Below are 15,033 nucleotides of genomic sequence, written 5' to 3'. Positions count from 1 at the left end.
CGGCACGGCGGGCGGCGGTCACCGGAGGCGCGCGAGCCCTGCGACCGTCGGCGGACCGACGTAGCGTGACGGCACGCCACACCGAGGAGGAGTGCATGAGCACCGAGCAGACGGGCCCTTCCGAGGGCCAGGAGGCCGGGACCGTCAAGGACCCGCAGGACTGGACGACGGGCGACGAGCCCGCCACGGGCGCGCAGCTCAGCTACCTGCAGACGCTGGCGCGCGAGGCCGGGCGCGAGGTCCCGCAGGACCTGACCAAGGCCGACGCCTCGCGCCTCATCGACGAGCTCCAGGGCAGCAGCCCGCGCGTCGGCGAGGAGCCCGACGCCTGACGCCCGGCTCCTGACGCCGGTACCTACGCCGGCTCCTGACGCCGGTACCGCCGGGGCGTCGCGGGTCCCCGTCCCGGACGCCCCGGCGACCGCGCAGGAGCGGGTGCGACAATCGGCCCGTGGCCGCTGACACCGACACCTCGACACCGGACGCACGACCCGGAGACGGTGCGTCCGCGTCCCACGCCGCCGCCGTGCGCGAGGCACGGGAGGCCGCCGACGCCGCGCGCGTGGCGCTCGCGGAGGCGCTGCGCACGGTGACGCGCGGCGCCGTCGACACCTCCTCGCGCCGCCGCGCGGAGTACTCGACCGACGCGTCGAACTACCGCGTCGTGCCCGAGGTCGTGGTGTACCCGCAGGACACGACGGACGCGGTCGCGGCGCTCGACGTGGCGCGCGAGCTCGAGGTGCCGATCACGGCGCGCGGCGCCGGCACGTCGGTGGCGGGCAACTCCGTCGGCCCCGGTGTCGTGCTCGACTTCGCCCAGCACGTGAACCGCGTGCTCGACGTCGACCCGGAGGCGCGCACGGCCGTCGTCGAGCCGGGCGTCGTCATGTCGGCGCTGCAGCAGGCGGCCGCGCCGCACGGGCTGCGGTTCGGCCCCGACCCGTCGACGCAGAACCGCGCGACGCTCGGCGGCATGATCGGCAACAACGCGTGCGGTCCGCACGCCGTCGCGTACGGGCGGACGGCGGACAACGTGCTGGCGCTCGACGTCGTGGACGGCGCGGGACGGCGGTTCGTCGCGAGCGCGGGCGACCCGACGTTCGCCGCCGTGCCCGGCCTCGCGGAGCTGGTCCGCGAGAACCTCGCCCTCATCCGCACGGAGTTCGGCCGCTTCGGCCGCCAGGTCTCGGGCTACTCGCTCGAGCACCTGCTGCCGGAGAACGGCTCGGACCTCGCGAAGGCGCTCGTCGGGACCGAGGGCACGCTCGTCACCATCCTCAACGCGACCGTGCGGCTCGTGCCGGTGCCGTCGAAGCCGACGCTCGTCGTGCTCGGCTACCCCGACATGCCGTCCGCGGCCGACGACGTCCCGACGTTCCTCGGCCTGAACCCGCTCGCTGTCGAGGGTCTCGACGCGCGCCTCGTCGACGTCGTGCGCCGCGCGAAGGGCGACGCGTCCGTGCCCCCGCTGCCGCCCGGCGCGGGCTGGCTCATGGTCGAGGTCGGCGGGGCGACGCCCGAGGAGGCGATGGCGAACGCCGAGGCGATCGTCGCGGCGTCGGGCAGCGAGTCCACGCTGATCCTGCCCGCTGGCCCCGAGGCGACGAAGATGTGGCAGATCCGTGCCGACGGCGCCGGCCTCGCCGGACGCACGCCGTCGGGCGAGCAGGCGTGGCCGGGCTGGGAGGACTCCGCGGTCCCGCCGGAGCGGCTCGGGGACTACCTGCGCGACCTCGACGCGCTCATGGAGCGCTACGGCGTCGACGGCCTGCCGTACGGGCACTTCGGCGACGGGTGCGTGCACCTGCGCATCGACCTGCCGCTCGAGTCGTCGGGCGCGGTGCTGCGCGACTTCATGCTCGAGGCGGCCGAGCTCGTGGCGACCCACGGCGGCTCGCTGTCCGGTGAGCACGGCGACGGCCGGGCGCGCTCGGAGCTGCTGCCCGTGATGTACAGCGCCGAGGCGATCGCGCTCATGGAGCGTTTCAAGGCGCTGTTCGACCCGGCCGACGTCATGAACCCGGGCGTCGTCGTACGCCCGCGCGCGGTCGACGACGACCTGCGCCGCCCGCACGCGCACCCCGCGCTGTCCCGCGTCGACGCCCCGGCGGTCGCCGGCAGGCCGGCGGGCACGACGCCCGCGAGGATCTCGCGGATCTCCCGCCGGGCCGGCTACCAGGGGTTCTCGTTCGCGCACGACCACGGCGACATCACGCAGGCCGTCCACCGCTGCGTCGGCGTGGGCAAGTGCCGCGCGGACACGAGCGCGGCCGGCGGCTTCATGTGCCCGTCGTACCAGGCGACGAAGGACGAGAAGGACGTCACGCGCGGACGCGCGCGAGTGCTCCAGGAGGCGGTGAACGGCACGCTCGTGGGCGGCCTCACCGCGCCCGAGGTGCACGAGTCGCTCGACCTGTGCCTGTCGTGCAAGGCGTGCTCGAGCGACTGCCCGGCGGGCGTCGACATGGCGCAGTACAAGTCCGAGGTGCTGCACCGGACGTACCGCGGGCGCCTGCGCCCGGTGGACCACTACTCGCTCGGCTGGCTGCCGGTCTGGGCGCGCCTCGCCACGGGCATGCCGCGCCTGGCGAACAAGGTGCTGTCGTTCCGCCCGCTCGCCAAGGCCGTGCTGTGGGCGGGCGGCATGGACACCCGGCGCGAGGTGCCGCGGTTCGCCGAGGTGCCGTTCCGCACGTGGTGGCGGCGCGGCGGTGCGACGCAGGGCGTCCCCGGGCTCGCCGTCGGGCAGCGCCCCGGGCACCCCTCGCGCAGCGAGCGCCCGAAGGTCGTGCTGTGGACCGACTCCTTCAGCGACACCCTGTCGCCGTCGGTCCCGCAGGCCGCGGTGCAGGTCCTCACCGCCGCCGGGTACGACGTCGTGGTGCCCGACCAGGACGTGTGCTGCGGCCTCACGTGGATCAGCACGGGCCAGCTCGACGGCGCGCGCCGCCGGCTCGAGAAGCTGCTGTCCGTGCTCGGCCCGTACGCCGTGAACGGCATCCCGATCATGGGGCTCGAGCCGTCGTGCACCGGCGTGCTCCGCTCCGACCTCGTCGACCTCTTCCCGGACGACCCGCGCGCGCACGCCGTCTCGAAGGCGACGCGCACGCTGGCCGAGCTGCTCACGTCCGTGGACACCGCCCCGGGCAAGGACTCCGGGTGGCGCCTGCCCGACCTGTCGGACGTGACCGCCGTCGTGCAGCCGCACTGCCACCACCACTCGGTCATGGGCTTCGCCGCCGACGAGCGCCTCCTGCGCGCCGCCGGCGCCCACATCACGGTCCTCGCCGGGTGCTGCGGCCTCGCCGGCAACTTCGGCATGCAGAAGGGGCACTACGAGACGTCGGTCGCGGTCGCGGAGAACGCGCTGCTGCCCGCGCTGCGCGAGGCCGAGGAGGGCACGGTCTACCTCGCGGACGGATTCTCGTGCCGCACCCAGGCCGACCAGCTCGCCGGGAAGCAGGGCAAGGCGCTCGTCGAGCTGCTCGCCGAGCGGCTCTAGGGCGTGTGGATCAAGTCCGATCTGGTTCAGGTGGACGATGAGCGGAGCGCAACTTTGGTCCGGTGGCAGTGAACAAAACAGGACGACCCCGCGTGGTCATGATGTGCGGGCCAGGTGGTGCCGGCAAGACCACCTACGCCAAGCGCCTGGAGCGCGAAGGCTGGACACGTCTGTCGTTCGAGGTGGAGTTCTGGGATCGCGGAATCACGACGATGCCGTCCGCCGAGGTGGTGGCCGAAGTGGCAGCAGACCTGAAAGCACGGCTGCTGAGTCACGTCACGGCGGGGGACGATGTCGTGCTCGATTTCGGATTCTGGTTCCGGCGACAACGCGACGAATACCGCGCGCTGCTCGCGCCCCACGGCATTGTGCCGGAGACCGTTTACATCGCGACGAGTCTTAGGACCATCCTGAGCCGGGTTGGTGACCGACACGGCAGGCAGGCGGACGATTGGCCGCTCACCGAGCAGACGGCGACCGAGTACTTCGGGCGGTTCGAGCCGCCGACGCCTGACGAGGGACCGCTCGAGGTGGTGCGCTAACCCGCTCGGACCAAGTCGGTCTCGATCCAGATCAGCGTGGCGGCGAGAGCGATCGCGGCGCGGTAGGCGCGAGCGGTCTTGTCTGAGCGCATCGCGATGCCGCGCCATTGCTTGAGCTTGTTGAAGCACCGCTCGACGACGTTGCGGCCCTTGTATCGCTCCTGCTGTGCTTCCCCGAAGTCGATGGCCCGGCCGGGCTTCCTGCGGCGGTGCGCGATCTGGTCTTCGCGCTCGGGGATCGTCGCGGCGATCCTCCGCTCGCGCAGCCACGCGCGGTTCTTCTTGGGCGGGTAGCCCTTGTCGGCGAGCACCCGGTCCGGACGCTGCCGCGGACGGCCGGTCGCGCGGGGGACGCGGATCTGCTCGAGCGTGGCGGTCATCATCGTGGTGTCGTTGATGTTCCCGCCGCTGATCACCCAGTTCAGCGGACGTCCGCGGCCGTCGCAGGCGAGACGGACCTTGCTCGTCAGACCGCCTCGGGATCGGCCGATTCTGTGATCAGGCGGCTCTTCCCGCGGATTCTTGTGATTCGACAGAGCCCCCTGTGTCGCGGCGGAGGGTCGCGCCGTGCTGATGCACGCGCGCGATCGTCGAGTCGATCGAGACCACCCAGTCGAGCTTGCCTGCCGCGTCCGACTGCTTCTGAACCTCTGCGAGCAACTTGTCCCAGGTGCCGTCCTCAGCCCAGCGAGCGAACCGCTTGTAGATCGAGTTTCACTTCCCGAACCGCTCCGGAACATCCCGCCAGGTCGCGCCGGTGCGGTACTTCCACGCCATGCCCTCAACCGCGAGACGATGATCGGTCCACGGCCGGGAACGCCCGGCCGGCACCGGCATCAACGGCTCCAGGACAGCCCATACCTCATCCGAAATCTCCTGACGCGTCACACCCTCGAGAGTCCCCGACCATAAGCCCAGACCTCTTGATCAACACGCCCTAGGCCACCCGCGCACCCGCGCCGGGCGCGGCACGCGTCGCGACGAGCAGGCACACGGCCACGGTGAGGAACAGGCCCGCCGCTAGCAGCTCGACGCCGGACTCCGCCGCGGCGATCAGCCAGCTCAGCGTCCCGTCGACGTACGGCTCGGCGACGACCGCGATCATGTCGACGCCGACCGCGCCCACGCCCAGCACGCCGACGCACGCGAGGAGGTACCCGGACGTGCGCCGTGCGAGCCGGCCGCTGCGCAGGAACGTCAGGAGCAGCGCGGTGCCGACGACGGCGCCGATCACCGCCCAGACGGCGAGCTCGCCCCAGCCCTGCGCGTCGAGGCCGAGCGCCCCCGTCCAGCCGAGGCCGCGGGCGACCGCGCCGCCCGCGGTCTCGTGGATCATCAGCGCGTCGTCCGCGGTCACGACGAGCAGCATCGCGGCCCACGCCCCGAGGACGGCGGCGCGCGGCAGGGCGAGAGCCCGCTGGGCCAGGAGCACGGCGGCGAGCACCATCGCGACCCACGCGACGATCTCCGCGTACGAGCCGTCCTCGTCCATCTTGAGGCGCGACGTCGGGTCGTCGGCCGGCCCGCCGCCGAGGCGGTAGGCGAGGTCGAGCCCGACGAACGCCGCCGCGACGGCGAGCGAGAGGAGCACGCCGCGCACGGCGGTGCGGCGCACGGCCGGCCTCGGCCGCGCAGCGGGCGACACGGGCGGGTCGGCCGGTGCGGTCGTGGTCGTCGCGTCTGTCGTTGCGGAACCGCCGCGCTGCAGCCCGTCGTCGGGGGACATCGGCCTACCCTAGTCGGTCGGCCGTCCAGGACGTCGCCCGGCAGCTGGGCCGACCTGGCACGATGGCGCGCATGGAGCTCCAGGACGTCGTGCGCCGGCGCCGCATGGTCCGCCGGTTCACGTCCGAGCCCGTCGACCCGGCGTCGGTCGAGCGCGTGCTGCGCAACGCGGTGCGCGCTCCCAGCGCGGGCTTCACCCAGGGCTGGGCGTTCGTCGTGCTCACCGAGCCGGACGACGTCGCGCGCTTCTGGGAGGCGACGACCCCGGCGGACTCCGACCGCGACATGAGCGGCTGGCTCGCCAGCATGCGCACGGCGCCGGTGCTCGTCGTCGTCCTCACGTCCAAGGACGCGTACCTGCGGCGCTACGCCGAGCGCGACAAGGGCTGGGCGGACCGCGACGAGAACCGTTGGGCGGTGCCGTACTGGCACGTCGACGCCGGCATGGCCGCGCTGCTCATGCTGCAGACGGCCGTCGACGAAGGGCTCGGGGCGTGCTTCTTCGGGGTGCAGCCGGGCGAGGTGCCGCGTCTGCGCGAGGCGTTCGGCGTCCCGGACGAGTACGCGCCGACCGGTGTCGTCGCGCTCGGCCACCCGGGTGACGCGGGGCCGAGCGGCTCCGCGCGCCGTCGGGCCCGCAAGCCCCTCGACGACGTCGTGCACCGGGGCCGCTGGCAGGGGTGAGCGCAGTCGGCCGATGAGTTCCGGCGCGCCGTCGCGTCCACACGTCGACCGGCCGGGGACCTGGCCGCCGGACGAGGAGGACCGCATGGGCACGCTGCTGGTGGTGGAGAACGTCTCGCTCGACGGGGTCGCGCAGTCGCCGGGACGACCGGACGAGGACACGCGCGACGGCTTCGACCGCGGCGGGTGGGCGAGCACGTGGTTCGCGCGGGATCCCGAGGCGGCCCAGGCGGCGATGAGCGGCGGCGGCGAGACGTCGGCCTTCCTCCTCGGGCGCCGCACGTACGACGACCTCGTCGGCCACTGGCTCACCACGCCGGAACCCAACCCCTTCGCGGACGTCCTCCGCTCGACGCCGAAGCACGTCGCCACCCGTTCGACCGACCCGCTGCCGCACCCGGCGTCCCAGCGCCTCGGCGACGACCTCGTCGCGTCCGTCACGGCGCTCAAGCGCGACGTCGACGGCGAGATCGTCGTGCTGGGCAGCATCCGGCTCGTCCACGCGCTCGCGGCGGCACGGCTCGTCGACGCCTACCTGCTCACGACGGTCCCCGTCGTCCTCGGCGGCGGGCTGCGCCTGTTCGACGGCGTGCCCGCCGACCTCGAGGTCTCCGGCGCCACGGTCTCGCCGCGCGGTGCCCTGACCGCGACCTACCGCGTGCTGCCCGGGCCCGACGGTGCAGACTGACCGGGCGGTGCGGCGTCCGGGCCGTGCAGGGCGGGCACGTGCCGCCCGACGGCGGCCCGCACCTGCGCGGGCAGCTCGCCCCAGTCGTCGACCGTGTCCAGGTCGGTCGCCGTGCCCGGCCGCTGCACGACGACGGACCGCGCCCCGGCCCGCTCGGCCTCGGCGAGGTGCGCGGCGAGGCTGTCGACCCCGAACCGGAACCGGAACACGTGCCGAGCACGACCTTCGTGCCGTTCTGACGCGGATGACGACATCAACCCCGTGCTCGACGGCGAGGACCACGGCGGGTCGAGGACGAGCAGGTTCGTGCCGGAGCGGTGGCGGCGTCCAGCTCGTGCTGCCGCTGGGCGCGTGCTTCCTGCCGGCGTTCGTCCTCGTCGGGCTGCTGCCCGTCCTGCTCTCGCTCGGCTCCGGCCTCCTCGGCTGACGACGCGCCCCGCGTGACTGCGTGCCGGCGCACGCAGTCGTGGTTCTTCGCCGTCCACAGGACGGTGCCGGGACGGTCCCGTCCACGAGTCCTCGACCCGTCCCGGCACGCCGCGGCGCTCCGCGACCAGAGTGGGCGCACCGCCCGCGACCGCGGGCCGGCAGGAAGGAGAGGACCCATGAGGAAGGCAGGGACCATGACGGTGCACGCGCGTCGCGCGCTCGCGCGACTGACGGGGCAGGACGATCCGCGGGGCGGCGAGGCCGGGCTCGCGACCGCCGAGTACGCCATCGCGACGGTGGCGGCCGCCGGCTTCGCCGGGCTGCTCATCGTCGTGCTCAAGAGCGGCGAGGTGCGCGAGATGCTCGTCGGCGTCGTGCGCAGCGCGCTGTCGCTGGGCTGACCGTGGGGCGGGAACGGGTGCGGCCCGGACGCGCGGCACGCCGTGGGTGGCGGACCGCCACCACCGACGGCGAGCGGGGCGCGGTCACGGCCGAGCTCGCCGTCGCGCTGCCGGCCGTCGTGCTCGTCCTCGTCGCCGTGCTCACCCTCGCCGCGGCCGCGGGCGCCCAGATGCGCTCCGCGGACGCGGCGAGGGCGGGCGCCCGGGCTGCGGCGATCGGCGAGGACGACGCCGTCGTGCGGTCGACGGCGCAGCACGTCGCCGGGGAGGGCGCACGCGTGAGCGTCCGGCGCGGCGACCCGTGGGTCGAGGTCACCGTGAGCACGCCGGTGGTCGGCGGCTGGCTGTCGTCCGCCCCGTTGCGGGCGGACGGTCACGCCGTCGCGCGGGTCGAGCCGTGACGTCCGTGTCGCGCGTCCCGCACGACGGGGAGCGGGGCGCGGGGTCGGTCCTCGTCCTCGGGATCGTCGCCGGCCTCGTCGTCGTGCTTGTCGCCCTCGGCTCGCTCGCGCAGGCGCAGGCCCTCCGGGGCCGCGCACAGGCGGGCGCGGACCTCGCGGCGCTCGCGGCGGCGTCGGCGCTGCGCGACGGCTGGGACGCCTGCGGGCGTGCGCACGAGACGGCGGCACGCAACGACGTGCGCGTCACCGGGTGCGCCGAAGCAGGGGAGGGCAGTGTTCGCGTCGACGTCACGGCAGGGCCGGTGGTGGAGGTGCTCGACGTCGCGCTCGGCGAGGCGACGGCCGCGGCGCGCGCCGGACCCGCCCCGCGCACGAGGCAGTCCGGACGGTGACGCCGGGCGGGTCAGTCGGGTGCGTGCGCGAGGACCGCGTCGAGCAGGCGCACGGCCGCGTCCTTGTCGAGCGGCGCGTTGTACGAGCCGCACTTCGGGGACTGCACGCACGCGGGGCAGCCGTCGTGGCACGGGCAGCGCGCGATCGCGTCGCGCGTGGCGCGCAGCCACGTCGCACCGAGCTCGTACCCCCGCTCGGCGAAGCCCGCCCCGCCCGGGTAGGCGTCGTAGACGAACACCGTCGCCTCCCCGGTGTCGGCGTGCAGGTCGGTCGAGACGCCGCCGAGGTCCCAGCGGTCGCACGTCGCGAGCAGGGGGAGCAGGCCGATCGAGGCGTGCTCGGCCGCGTGGAGGGCACCGGGGGCCTGGTCGGCGTCGACGCCCGCCTCGTCGAGGACGGACTGCGGCACGGTCCACCACACGGCCATCGTCGGCAGCGTGCGCTCCGGGAGGTCGAGGTTCTCGGTGCCGAGGATCTGCAGGTCCGGCAGACGGCGGCGCTGGAAGCTGATCACCTGCGAGCTGACGTCGACGGGGCCGTAGCCCCAGCCGATGGGACCCCAGCGCCGCTCGACGACCTCGCGCCCCGCCGCGGCGTCGCCCGGCCCCGGCTCGTCGGCGATCTCGATCGACGTCACGGACCGCGACCACGTGCCGTAGTCCACGTCGGTGCGCCGCACGAGCGCGACGCCGTCGGCGAGGTCGAGGTGGTCCACGACGTAGGTGGAGCCCTGGTGGACGTACACCGCGCCGTCGTGCACGGACCCGTCGGCCGACGCGGCGTCCACGGTCCCGAGCAGCCGCCCCGTGCTGGCCTCGGCCACGCGGACTGGCGACCCGCCCGAGCCGCGCAGGTCGGTCATGCCGGCGGCGGGCTGCGCGTGCGTCCAGTACCAGCCCGACGACCGGCGCCGCAGCGCACCGCGCGCCACGAGCACCCCGAGCAGGTCCGTGACGGCGGCAGGGTCGCCGAACGCGGCCAGGTCCGGCGTCCGCAGCGGGATCTCCGCGGCGGCCGCGCACAGGTGCGGCGCGAGCACGTACGGATTGGCGGGGTCGAAGACGGTCGCCTCGAGCGGTGCGTCGAAGATCGCCTCCGGGTGGTGCACGAGGTAGGTGTCGAGCGGGTCCTCGCGCGCGACGAACGCGACGAGACCGTCCGCGCCCGCACGCCCGGCGCGGCCCGCCTGCTGCCACACCGACATGCGCGTGCCCGGCCAACCCGCGACGAGCACCGCGTCCAGGCCGGAGATGTCGACGCCCAGCTCGAGCGCGTTCGTCGTCGCGAGGGCGCGCACGGCGCCCGACCGCACGGCCTCCTCGAGCTCACGACGCTCCTCGGGCAGGTAGCCGCCGCGGTAGGCGGCGACGCGCCGCGCGAGGCCGGCGTCCACAGGGCGCAGGTAGTCCTGCGTCTGCACCGCGACGGACTCGGCGCCGCGCCGCGAGCGCGTGAACGCGAGCGTGCGGGCGCCGGCGAGCACGAGGTCCGCGAGGAGGTCGGCCGCCTCGGCCGTCGCGCTCCGGCGGGGGTGCTCGGGAGCCTCGTCCGTCGCGGTCGGGACCGTCGGGTCGTCCGGGTGCGTCGTCTCGAACCCGCCGACGACGGGGGGCTCCCACAGCGCGAACGTGCGGTGGCCCGACGGCGAGGAGTCCGCCGCGACGGTGACGACCCCGTCGGGCTCGACGCCCACGAGCCGCGCGGCGCTGACGGCCGGGTCGGCCGTCGTCGCGGACGCCACCACGAACGTCGGGGCCGGGTCGCCCTCGCGCGCGTAGTGCGCGGCGAGCCGGCGCAGGCGCCGCAGCACGAGCGAGACGTGCGCGCCGAACACGCCGCGGTACGCGTGGCCCTCGTCCACGACGACGTAGCGCAGGTCGCGCAGCAGCCGCGACCACCGGCGGTGGTTCGGCAGGAGGGCGAAGTGCAGGAAGTCGGGGTTGGTCAGCACGACGTCGGCGTGCTCGCGCACCCACCGCCGCTCGTCCGGCGAGGTGTCGCCGTCGCACGTCGCGACGCGCACGTCGCGCGTGCCGGCGGCGTCGAGCAGCCGCTGCAGGCCGGCGAGCTGGTCGGCCGCAAGGGCCTTGGTCGGCGAGAGGTAGAGCACCGAGCCGCGGCGGGTCACGGACTCGATGCGCCCGGGGTCGAGCGCGCGCCGCGCCGCGTCGGCGCGCACCGACGTCAGCGCCGGCAGCCAGAACGCGAGCGACTTGCCCGACCCGGTCGACGTCGCGAGCGCGACGTGCCGGCCCGACCACGCGGCGTCGGCGGCGACCACCTGGTGCACCCACGGGCGCTGCACGCCGAGCGCGCGGTACCCGGCGACGAGCGACGCGTCCGCCCACGACGGCCAGTCGCCCTGCACGCCCTCGCGCGCCGGCAGCTCCCGCACGTGCGTGAGGCGGTCGGCGCGACGGCCGCCCGCGACGAGCACGTCGAGCAGCGCGTTCGTCGGCGGGGCGGGAGCGTCGGGCACGGCATCGAGTCTCCCACCCCGCACCGACCCTCCGGCGGCGCCGGACCGCGTCGGACGTGGGCCTCAGCGCACGCCGGCGCCCCGGAACACCTCGGTGACGGCGCGCGCGAGGTACCACGGGTCCACGACCGCCGTGAGCTCGCGCGCGGAGTGCATCGACAGGATCGGCACGCCGACGTCGACCGTCCGGATGCCGAGGCGCGTCGCGGTGAGCGGCCCGATCGTCGACCCGCAGGGGACCGTGTTGCGCGAGACGAACTCCTGCGTCGGCACGCCGGCCGCCGCGCACGCCCGCGCCCACGCGGCCGCGCCGTGCGCGTCGGTCGTGTACCGCTGGTTCGCGTTGATCTTGAGGATTGGCCCGCCGCCCGCGAGCGGGCGGACCGCCGGGTCGTGGCGCTCGGGGTAGTTCGGGTGGACGGAGTGCCCGACGTCGCTCGACACGCACAGCGACGCGGCGAGCCGCCGGTGGCGCTCCTCCTCGCCGCCGCCGAGCATCGCGTCGATCCGCGCGAGGACGTCGGCGAGGAACGGCCCCGACGCGCCGGACCGCGACTCCGAACCGATCTCCTCGTGGTCGAACGCGGCGAGGACGGGGATCGCCGCCGGGGCGCCGGCCGGCGCCCCGGTCGCCGCGCCCGACGCGCCGGACACCTCGCCCGCCACCTCGAGCAGGGCCGTGAGCCCGGCGTGCACCGAGACGAGGTTGTCGAGGCGGCCCGACGCGAGGAACGCGTCGCGCGCGCCGAAGACGCGCGGCGCCTGCGTGTCCGCGACGACGACGTCGTAGCCCGTGATCTCGCTCGCCCGTACGCCCGCGTGGTGCGCGAGCTCGGCGAGGACGTCCGCACCGGCGGTCCGCTCGTCCCGGTCGCCGTCCGCGGCCGAGTCGGACGCGGCCGCGCCCGCCGCGGACGCGAGGCCCCACACGGGCTGCGTGTGCTGCTGCTTGTCGAGCGCCATGCCCTCGTTCACCTGGCGGTCGAGGTGGATCGCGAGCTGCGGGATGCGCAGCAGCGGCCCGGTCCGCACGAGGCGGACGTCACCGGGCCGCGTGCCGTCGCCCGTGACGACGCGCCCGGCGAGCTCGAGCTCGCGGTCGAGCCACGAGTTGAGCAGCGGTCCGCCGTAGACCTCGACGCCGGCCTGCCACCAGCCCTCGCGGACGACGCTCGGCCGGGGCTTGAGCTTGAAGCCGGGGGAGTCGGTGTGCGCGCCGAGGATCGCGTACGGCGTCGTCGTGGTCGCACCGGGCGGCACGACCCAGGCGATCACCGCGCCGTCGCGCACGACGACGTAGCGCCCTCCCGCGTTCTCGGTCCCGCCCGCGCCCCGCGGCCAGGCGGCCGTCTCGTCGAGCCGCTCGAAGCCCGCCTCCTCGAGGCGGCGCGCGACCTCGCGCGCGGCGTGGAAGGACGAGGGCGACGCCTCGACGAACGTCGCGAGGTCGTGGGCGTGCGTGAGGGCGTCGGGCGTCGGCGGGGGCATGACGGACAGTTTGGCACCCGTTCTTACCAGGACGTCACGACGGACCACGGGGCTACCTGGGCGAGGTCCTCCGGACCGACCGACCAGGGACCGCCGCTCACGTCCTCCGTCGAGGTTCCCGCCGACGGCTGCCAGTCGAGCGTGCCGTACGCGACGTACCGGGACGGGTCCTCGTCCGGGTCGATCCCGGGGCACCAGTCGGGTGGAGACGTCGAGACCGGTGCTGTCGACTGGGCGTCATCGAGCACAAGCTCGAGCGGCCCGGGGTCGGGATGGGCTATCGTCCGGGCGACGACGACACCGTCGCGCACGAGGACGAGGCCGGCGTAGCCGCTGGTGCTTGCGCGCACCGTCGAGCCGGTCATGTTGGTCACGAAGAGAGAGAGCGGTCCGCCGTCAGTCGAGGCGCCGAGTCTCAGCGCGCTCGTGAGGAGCGCGTTGGTGGGGGCCCTGTCACCGCACTGCCAGGCGCCGAGGTCGGAGAGCGACGTCCCGACGGTGACCTCGAAGGGCGTGCTGACGACGGTCGTGGGCGTTCCAGTCGTGCCGTCCCAGCCCTGCAGGTCTGCGGAGGACGGGACCGCGTCGACCTCGAGGACGTAGTAGCCCGTGTACGTCCCCGGTGCGAGGCGCCCGTCGTCGCAAGGCCCCGGCGGCGTCACGCCGATGGCCTGGCTCTCGCCGGGGTCGAGGTCGATCCCGTGGAACGGGCCGACCTCGACCACAGGTGCGGCGACGACTCGCCCCTCGGACACGAGTACCGTCCGCGCATGACCGTTCGACGCGGCGATGAACGGCGCGTCGTCCTGGTTGGTCAGCTCGAGGGCTCCGAGATGTCCGGGTTCGTCCCGCAGCACGGGCAGCGTGCCGTCGGGTCCGGTGAGCCGGAGAGTCGTCGTCGCGGCGAGGTGCGACTCCGTCGTGCCGCAGGCCACCGTGCTCCCGACGAGGGGAGTCACCACGGCCGGTGTCTCCGACGAGGCCGCCGGGACGGGACCGTCCGAGAACGCGGGCACCACCGTCACCAGCCCGAGCGCGCCGACGCCGAGGACCGCTGCGGCCAGACCGGAGAGGGCGGCGTTGCGAGCACGACGACCGCGTCGTACCCGCTGGCGCAGGTCCTCGAGCGGCAGCACTCTGCCGTCGCGCGCGGGCGAGTCGGCGAGTGCGCGCAGCATATCGTCGAGTCGGGTCATGAGTCGGCCTTCCTGAGATCGGGTGCGGACCTGATCACGACGGTGACGCGGTCGTCCAGGTCGTCCGTCGGGTCGTCGAGGGGGCCAAGAAGCGTCTCGAGCTTGCTCACCGCGTTGTGGAGGTAGCGCTTCACGGTCCCGGCGGCCAGCCCCAGGCGGTCGGCGACCTGAGGAACGGTGAGGTCGTCGTAATAGCGCAGGACCACACAGGCGCGTTCGCGGGGCGCGAGGGCCGCCAGGGCCGTGCGGAGGTCGGTGGCGACGTCGTGCGCATCGGTCGCGAGCACGTCGTCCTGCGTCGGTGTAGTGACGAGGTGCCGGATCGACCGCCACCTCTGGCTTCTGCGGTACCCGTCCACGTACAGCGACAGGATGACCCGACGCACGTACGCCTCGGGAGAGTCCGGCCAGCGACGTGTGCGGTGGCGCACGAAGACCCGGACGACCGCCTCCTGCGACAGGTCCTCCGCTGCCGCCCGGTCTCCCGTCAGCAGGTACGCGTACCCGACGAGTGCCGTCCCGCGGTCGCGGACCAGGTCACCGAGCGGGTCGTCGTCGTTCTCGCCGATGGCTCGGCGGACGGGTGGTCTCACGGCACTCCTCGTGGGCTGTTCATGGTGCGGTGCATGTCGTGCTCTCGTCCGACATGACGAACGGATCGCGGGAAACGTTGTACGGCACCAAGATCCGCCGATCACTACAGTCACAGAGATGGGTCGGGTCGGATGCGTTGTTGTCCTCCCCGGGCTCGCGCTGGCTCCGGAGGACTTCGACCCGCTCGCCCGGGCGATCGCCCCCGACGGCGCCGCCCGCGTCCTCGACGCGTGGCGCACCCCGGTCACCGACCCGGTCGACACGGTCCGCGACGCGCTCGGCGTCGACGGCTCGTCCCAGGTCGTGCTCGTCGGGCACTCGTCGGGCGGTCTCGCCGCGCTCGAGTGGGCCCTCCTCCACCCGGAGGAGGTGGTGCGGCTCGTGCTGCTCGACCCCGAGAGCCCGTTCGAGCCGCACGTCCCCGCGCTGCACCCCGACACGCCGCTCGCGCGAGCCGGCACGGCGGCGGCCGGTGCGCTCGGCCGCGTCCTCGCCCCGGCGGGGCCCGCGC

General features: G+C 74.6%; 18 protein-coding genes. 10 read left to right on the top strand and 8 right to left on the bottom strand.

The window, feature by feature from the left end; genetic code table 11:
- The first annotated feature begins 95 nt into the window (after window positions 1-95).
- The 3 genes from JZ5iCDA_RS04515 (at window position 96) to JZ5iCDA_RS04505 (ending at window position 4,044) form a co-directional block, all read left to right on the top strand.
- Entirely contained in the window at window positions 96-332 is a 237-nt protein-coding gene (locus tag JZ5iCDA_RS04515) for a DUF3072 domain-containing protein (protein WP_069386080.1), read from the top strand.
- Between the two features lie 194 nt (window positions 333-526).
- Entirely contained in the window at window positions 527-3,502 is a 2,976-nt protein-coding gene (locus JZ5iCDA_RS04510; RefSeq protein WP_069386079.1) for an FAD-binding and (Fe-S)-binding domain-containing protein, read from the top strand.
- Between the two features lie 62 nt (window positions 3,503-3,564).
- Window positions 3,565-4,044 carry an AAA family ATPase gene (locus JZ5iCDA_RS04505; RefSeq protein WP_216093401.1) on the top strand — a complete coding sequence of 160 codons (480 nt, stop codon included), beginning with the start codon at window positions 3,565-3,567 and terminating at the stop codon, window positions 4,042-4,044.
- Here the strand turns inward: JZ5iCDA_RS04505 and JZ5iCDA_RS18285 are convergent.
- The 3 genes from JZ5iCDA_RS18285 to JZ5iCDA_RS04490 all read right to left on the bottom strand — a co-directional run bounded on the left by JZ5iCDA_RS18285 (window position 4,041) and on the right by JZ5iCDA_RS04490 (window position 5,770).
- On the bottom strand, window positions 4,041-4,784 hold the full coding sequence (locus tag JZ5iCDA_RS18285) for an IS5 family transposase (RefSeq protein WP_253181951.1): 744 nt from the start codon (window positions 4,782-4,784) through the stop codon (window positions 4,041-4,043). The genes JZ5iCDA_RS04505 and JZ5iCDA_RS18285 overlap by 4 nt on opposite strands.
- Window positions 4,759-4,881 (bottom strand): transposase, encoded by a 123-nt coding sequence (locus JZ5iCDA_RS19610; RefSeq protein WP_253181952.1) that lies wholly within the window; start codon window positions 4,879-4,881, stop codon window positions 4,759-4,761. Before JZ5iCDA_RS19610 ends, JZ5iCDA_RS18285 begins: the two co-directional genes overlap by 26 nt.
- 100 nt (window positions 4,882-4,981) lie before the next feature.
- Window positions 4,982-5,770 carry a hypothetical protein gene (locus tag JZ5iCDA_RS04490; RefSeq protein WP_069386064.1) on the bottom strand — a complete coding sequence of 263 codons (789 nt, stop codon included), beginning with the start codon at window positions 5,768-5,770 and terminating at the stop codon, window positions 4,982-4,984.
- 71 nt (window positions 5,771-5,841) lie between these two features.
- Here JZ5iCDA_RS04490 and JZ5iCDA_RS04485 point away from each other — a divergent pair, with 71 nt between their 5' ends.
- Both JZ5iCDA_RS04485 and JZ5iCDA_RS04480 read left to right on the top strand, forming a co-directional pair.
- Window positions 5,842-6,453: a nitroreductase family protein gene (locus JZ5iCDA_RS04485; protein ID WP_069386076.1), complete on the top strand. Its 612-nt coding sequence runs from the start codon at window positions 5,842-5,844 to the stop codon at window positions 6,451-6,453.
- Between the two features lie 85 nt (window positions 6,454-6,538).
- On the top strand, window positions 6,539-7,141 hold the full coding sequence (locus tag JZ5iCDA_RS04480; RefSeq protein WP_069386063.1) for a dihydrofolate reductase family protein: 603 nt from the start codon (window positions 6,539-6,541) through the stop codon (window positions 7,139-7,141).
- On the opposite strand, the gene JZ5iCDA_RS04475 is transcribed toward JZ5iCDA_RS04480, so the two are convergent.
- Window positions 7,105-7,350 (bottom strand): hypothetical protein, encoded by a 246-nt coding sequence (locus JZ5iCDA_RS04475; RefSeq protein WP_069386062.1) that lies wholly within the window; start codon window positions 7,348-7,350, stop codon window positions 7,105-7,107. The two genes, JZ5iCDA_RS04480 and JZ5iCDA_RS04475, sit on opposite strands and share 37 nt — an antisense overlap.
- A 35-nt stretch (window positions 7,351-7,385) precedes the next feature.
- Here JZ5iCDA_RS04475 and JZ5iCDA_RS19605 point away from each other — a divergent pair, with 35 nt between their 5' ends.
- The 4 genes from JZ5iCDA_RS19605 to JZ5iCDA_RS04460 all read left to right on the top strand — a co-directional run bounded on the left by JZ5iCDA_RS19605 (window position 7,386) and on the right by JZ5iCDA_RS04460 (window position 8,764).
- Window positions 7,386-7,568 (top strand): hypothetical protein, encoded by a 183-nt coding sequence (locus JZ5iCDA_RS19605; RefSeq protein ID WP_253181950.1) that lies wholly within the window; start codon window positions 7,386-7,388, stop codon window positions 7,566-7,568.
- 178 nt (window positions 7,569-7,746) lie between these two features.
- Window positions 7,747-7,971 (top strand): DUF4244 domain-containing protein, encoded by a 225-nt coding sequence (locus tag JZ5iCDA_RS04470; protein ID WP_083259655.1) that lies wholly within the window; start codon window positions 7,747-7,749, stop codon window positions 7,969-7,971.
- A gap of 17 nt (window positions 7,972-7,988) precedes the next feature.
- Window positions 7,989-8,372, top strand: coding sequence for a TadE family type IV pilus minor pilin (locus JZ5iCDA_RS04465; RefSeq protein WP_069386060.1), 384 nt, complete (start codon window positions 7,989-7,991; stop codon window positions 8,370-8,372).
- Window positions 8,369-8,764, top strand: a complete 396-nt coding sequence (locus tag JZ5iCDA_RS04460) for an Rv3654c family TadE-like protein (RefSeq protein ID WP_069386059.1) — start codon at window positions 8,369-8,371, stop codon at window positions 8,762-8,764. The genes JZ5iCDA_RS04465 and JZ5iCDA_RS04460 overlap by 4 nt, the downstream gene beginning before the upstream one ends.
- Before the next feature lie 11 nt (window positions 8,765-8,775).
- On the opposite strand, the gene JZ5iCDA_RS04455 is transcribed toward JZ5iCDA_RS04460, so the two are convergent.
- The 4 genes from JZ5iCDA_RS04455 to JZ5iCDA_RS04440 form a co-directional block, all read right to left on the bottom strand.
- Window positions 8,776-11,244: a DEAD/DEAH box helicase gene (locus JZ5iCDA_RS04455; RefSeq protein ID WP_069386058.1), complete on the bottom strand. Its 2,469-nt coding sequence runs from the start codon at window positions 11,242-11,244 to the stop codon at window positions 8,776-8,778.
- A 63-nt stretch (window positions 11,245-11,307) separates the two neighbouring features.
- Entirely contained in the window at window positions 11,308-12,732 is a 1,425-nt protein-coding gene (locus JZ5iCDA_RS04450) for a M18 family aminopeptidase (protein WP_069386057.1), read from the bottom strand.
- 23 nt (window positions 12,733-12,755) lie between these two features.
- On the bottom strand, window positions 12,756-13,928 hold the full coding sequence (locus JZ5iCDA_RS04445) for a hypothetical protein (RefSeq protein WP_139122952.1): 1,173 nt from the start codon (window positions 13,926-13,928) through the stop codon (window positions 12,756-12,758).
- Window positions 13,925-14,521, bottom strand: coding sequence for a sigma-70 family RNA polymerase sigma factor (locus tag JZ5iCDA_RS04440; RefSeq protein WP_253181949.1), 597 nt, complete (start codon window positions 14,519-14,521; stop codon window positions 13,925-13,927). The genes JZ5iCDA_RS04445 and JZ5iCDA_RS04440 overlap by 4 nt, the downstream gene beginning before the upstream one ends.
- Window positions 14,522-14,639: 118 nt before the next feature.
- On the opposite strand from JZ5iCDA_RS04440, the gene JZ5iCDA_RS19905 reads away from it, so the two are divergent.
- Window positions 14,640-15,033, top strand: a 394-nt coding sequence (locus JZ5iCDA_RS19905; protein WP_171905295.1) for an alpha/beta fold hydrolase, incomplete at its 3' end; no start/stop codon positions are given.

It is taken from the genome of Cellulosimicrobium cellulans (assembly GCF_001722485.1).
Classification (GTDB): domain Bacteria; phylum Actinomycetota; class Actinomycetes; order Actinomycetales; family Cellulomonadaceae; genus Cellulosimicrobium; species Cellulosimicrobium cellulans_A.
Note: the sequence above shows the minus strand (reverse complement) of the source record. Positions and strands in the feature narration are given on the sequence as shown.

Coding starts and splice junctions, on each gene's coding strand:
- JZ5iCDA_RS04515 (WP_069386080.1), top strand. CDS start 96: ATGAGCACCGAGCAGACGGGCCCTTCCGAGGGCCAGGAGGCCGGGACC.
- JZ5iCDA_RS18285 (WP_253181951.1), bottom strand. CDS start 4,784: ATGTTCCGGAGCGGTTCGGGAAGTGAAACTCGATCTACAAGCGGTTCG.
- JZ5iCDA_RS19610 (WP_253181952.1), bottom strand. CDS start 4,881: ATGCCGGTGCCGGCCGGGCGTTCCCGGCCGTGGACCGATCATCGTCTC.
- JZ5iCDA_RS04490 (WP_069386064.1), bottom strand. CDS start 5,770: ATGTCCCCCGACGACGGGCTGCAGCGCGGCGGTTCCGCAACGACAGAC.
- JZ5iCDA_RS04485 (WP_069386076.1), top strand. CDS start 5,842: ATGGAGCTCCAGGACGTCGTGCGCCGGCGCCGCATGGTCCGCCGGTTC.
- JZ5iCDA_RS04480 (WP_069386063.1), top strand. CDS start 6,539: ATGGGCACGCTGCTGGTGGTGGAGAACGTCTCGCTCGACGGGGTCGCG.
- JZ5iCDA_RS19605 (WP_253181950.1), top strand. CDS start 7,386: ATGACGACATCAACCCCGTGCTCGACGGCGAGGACCACGGCGGGTCGA.
- JZ5iCDA_RS04470 (WP_083259655.1), top strand. CDS start 7,747: ATGAGGAAGGCAGGGACCATGACGGTGCACGCGCGTCGCGCGCTCGCG.
- JZ5iCDA_RS04450 (WP_069386057.1), bottom strand. CDS start 12,732: ATGCCCCCGCCGACGCCCGACGCCCTCACGCACGCCCACGACCTCGCG.
- JZ5iCDA_RS04445 (WP_139122952.1), bottom strand. CDS start 13,928: ATGACCCGACTCGACGATATGCTGCGCGCACTCGCCGACTCGCCCGCG.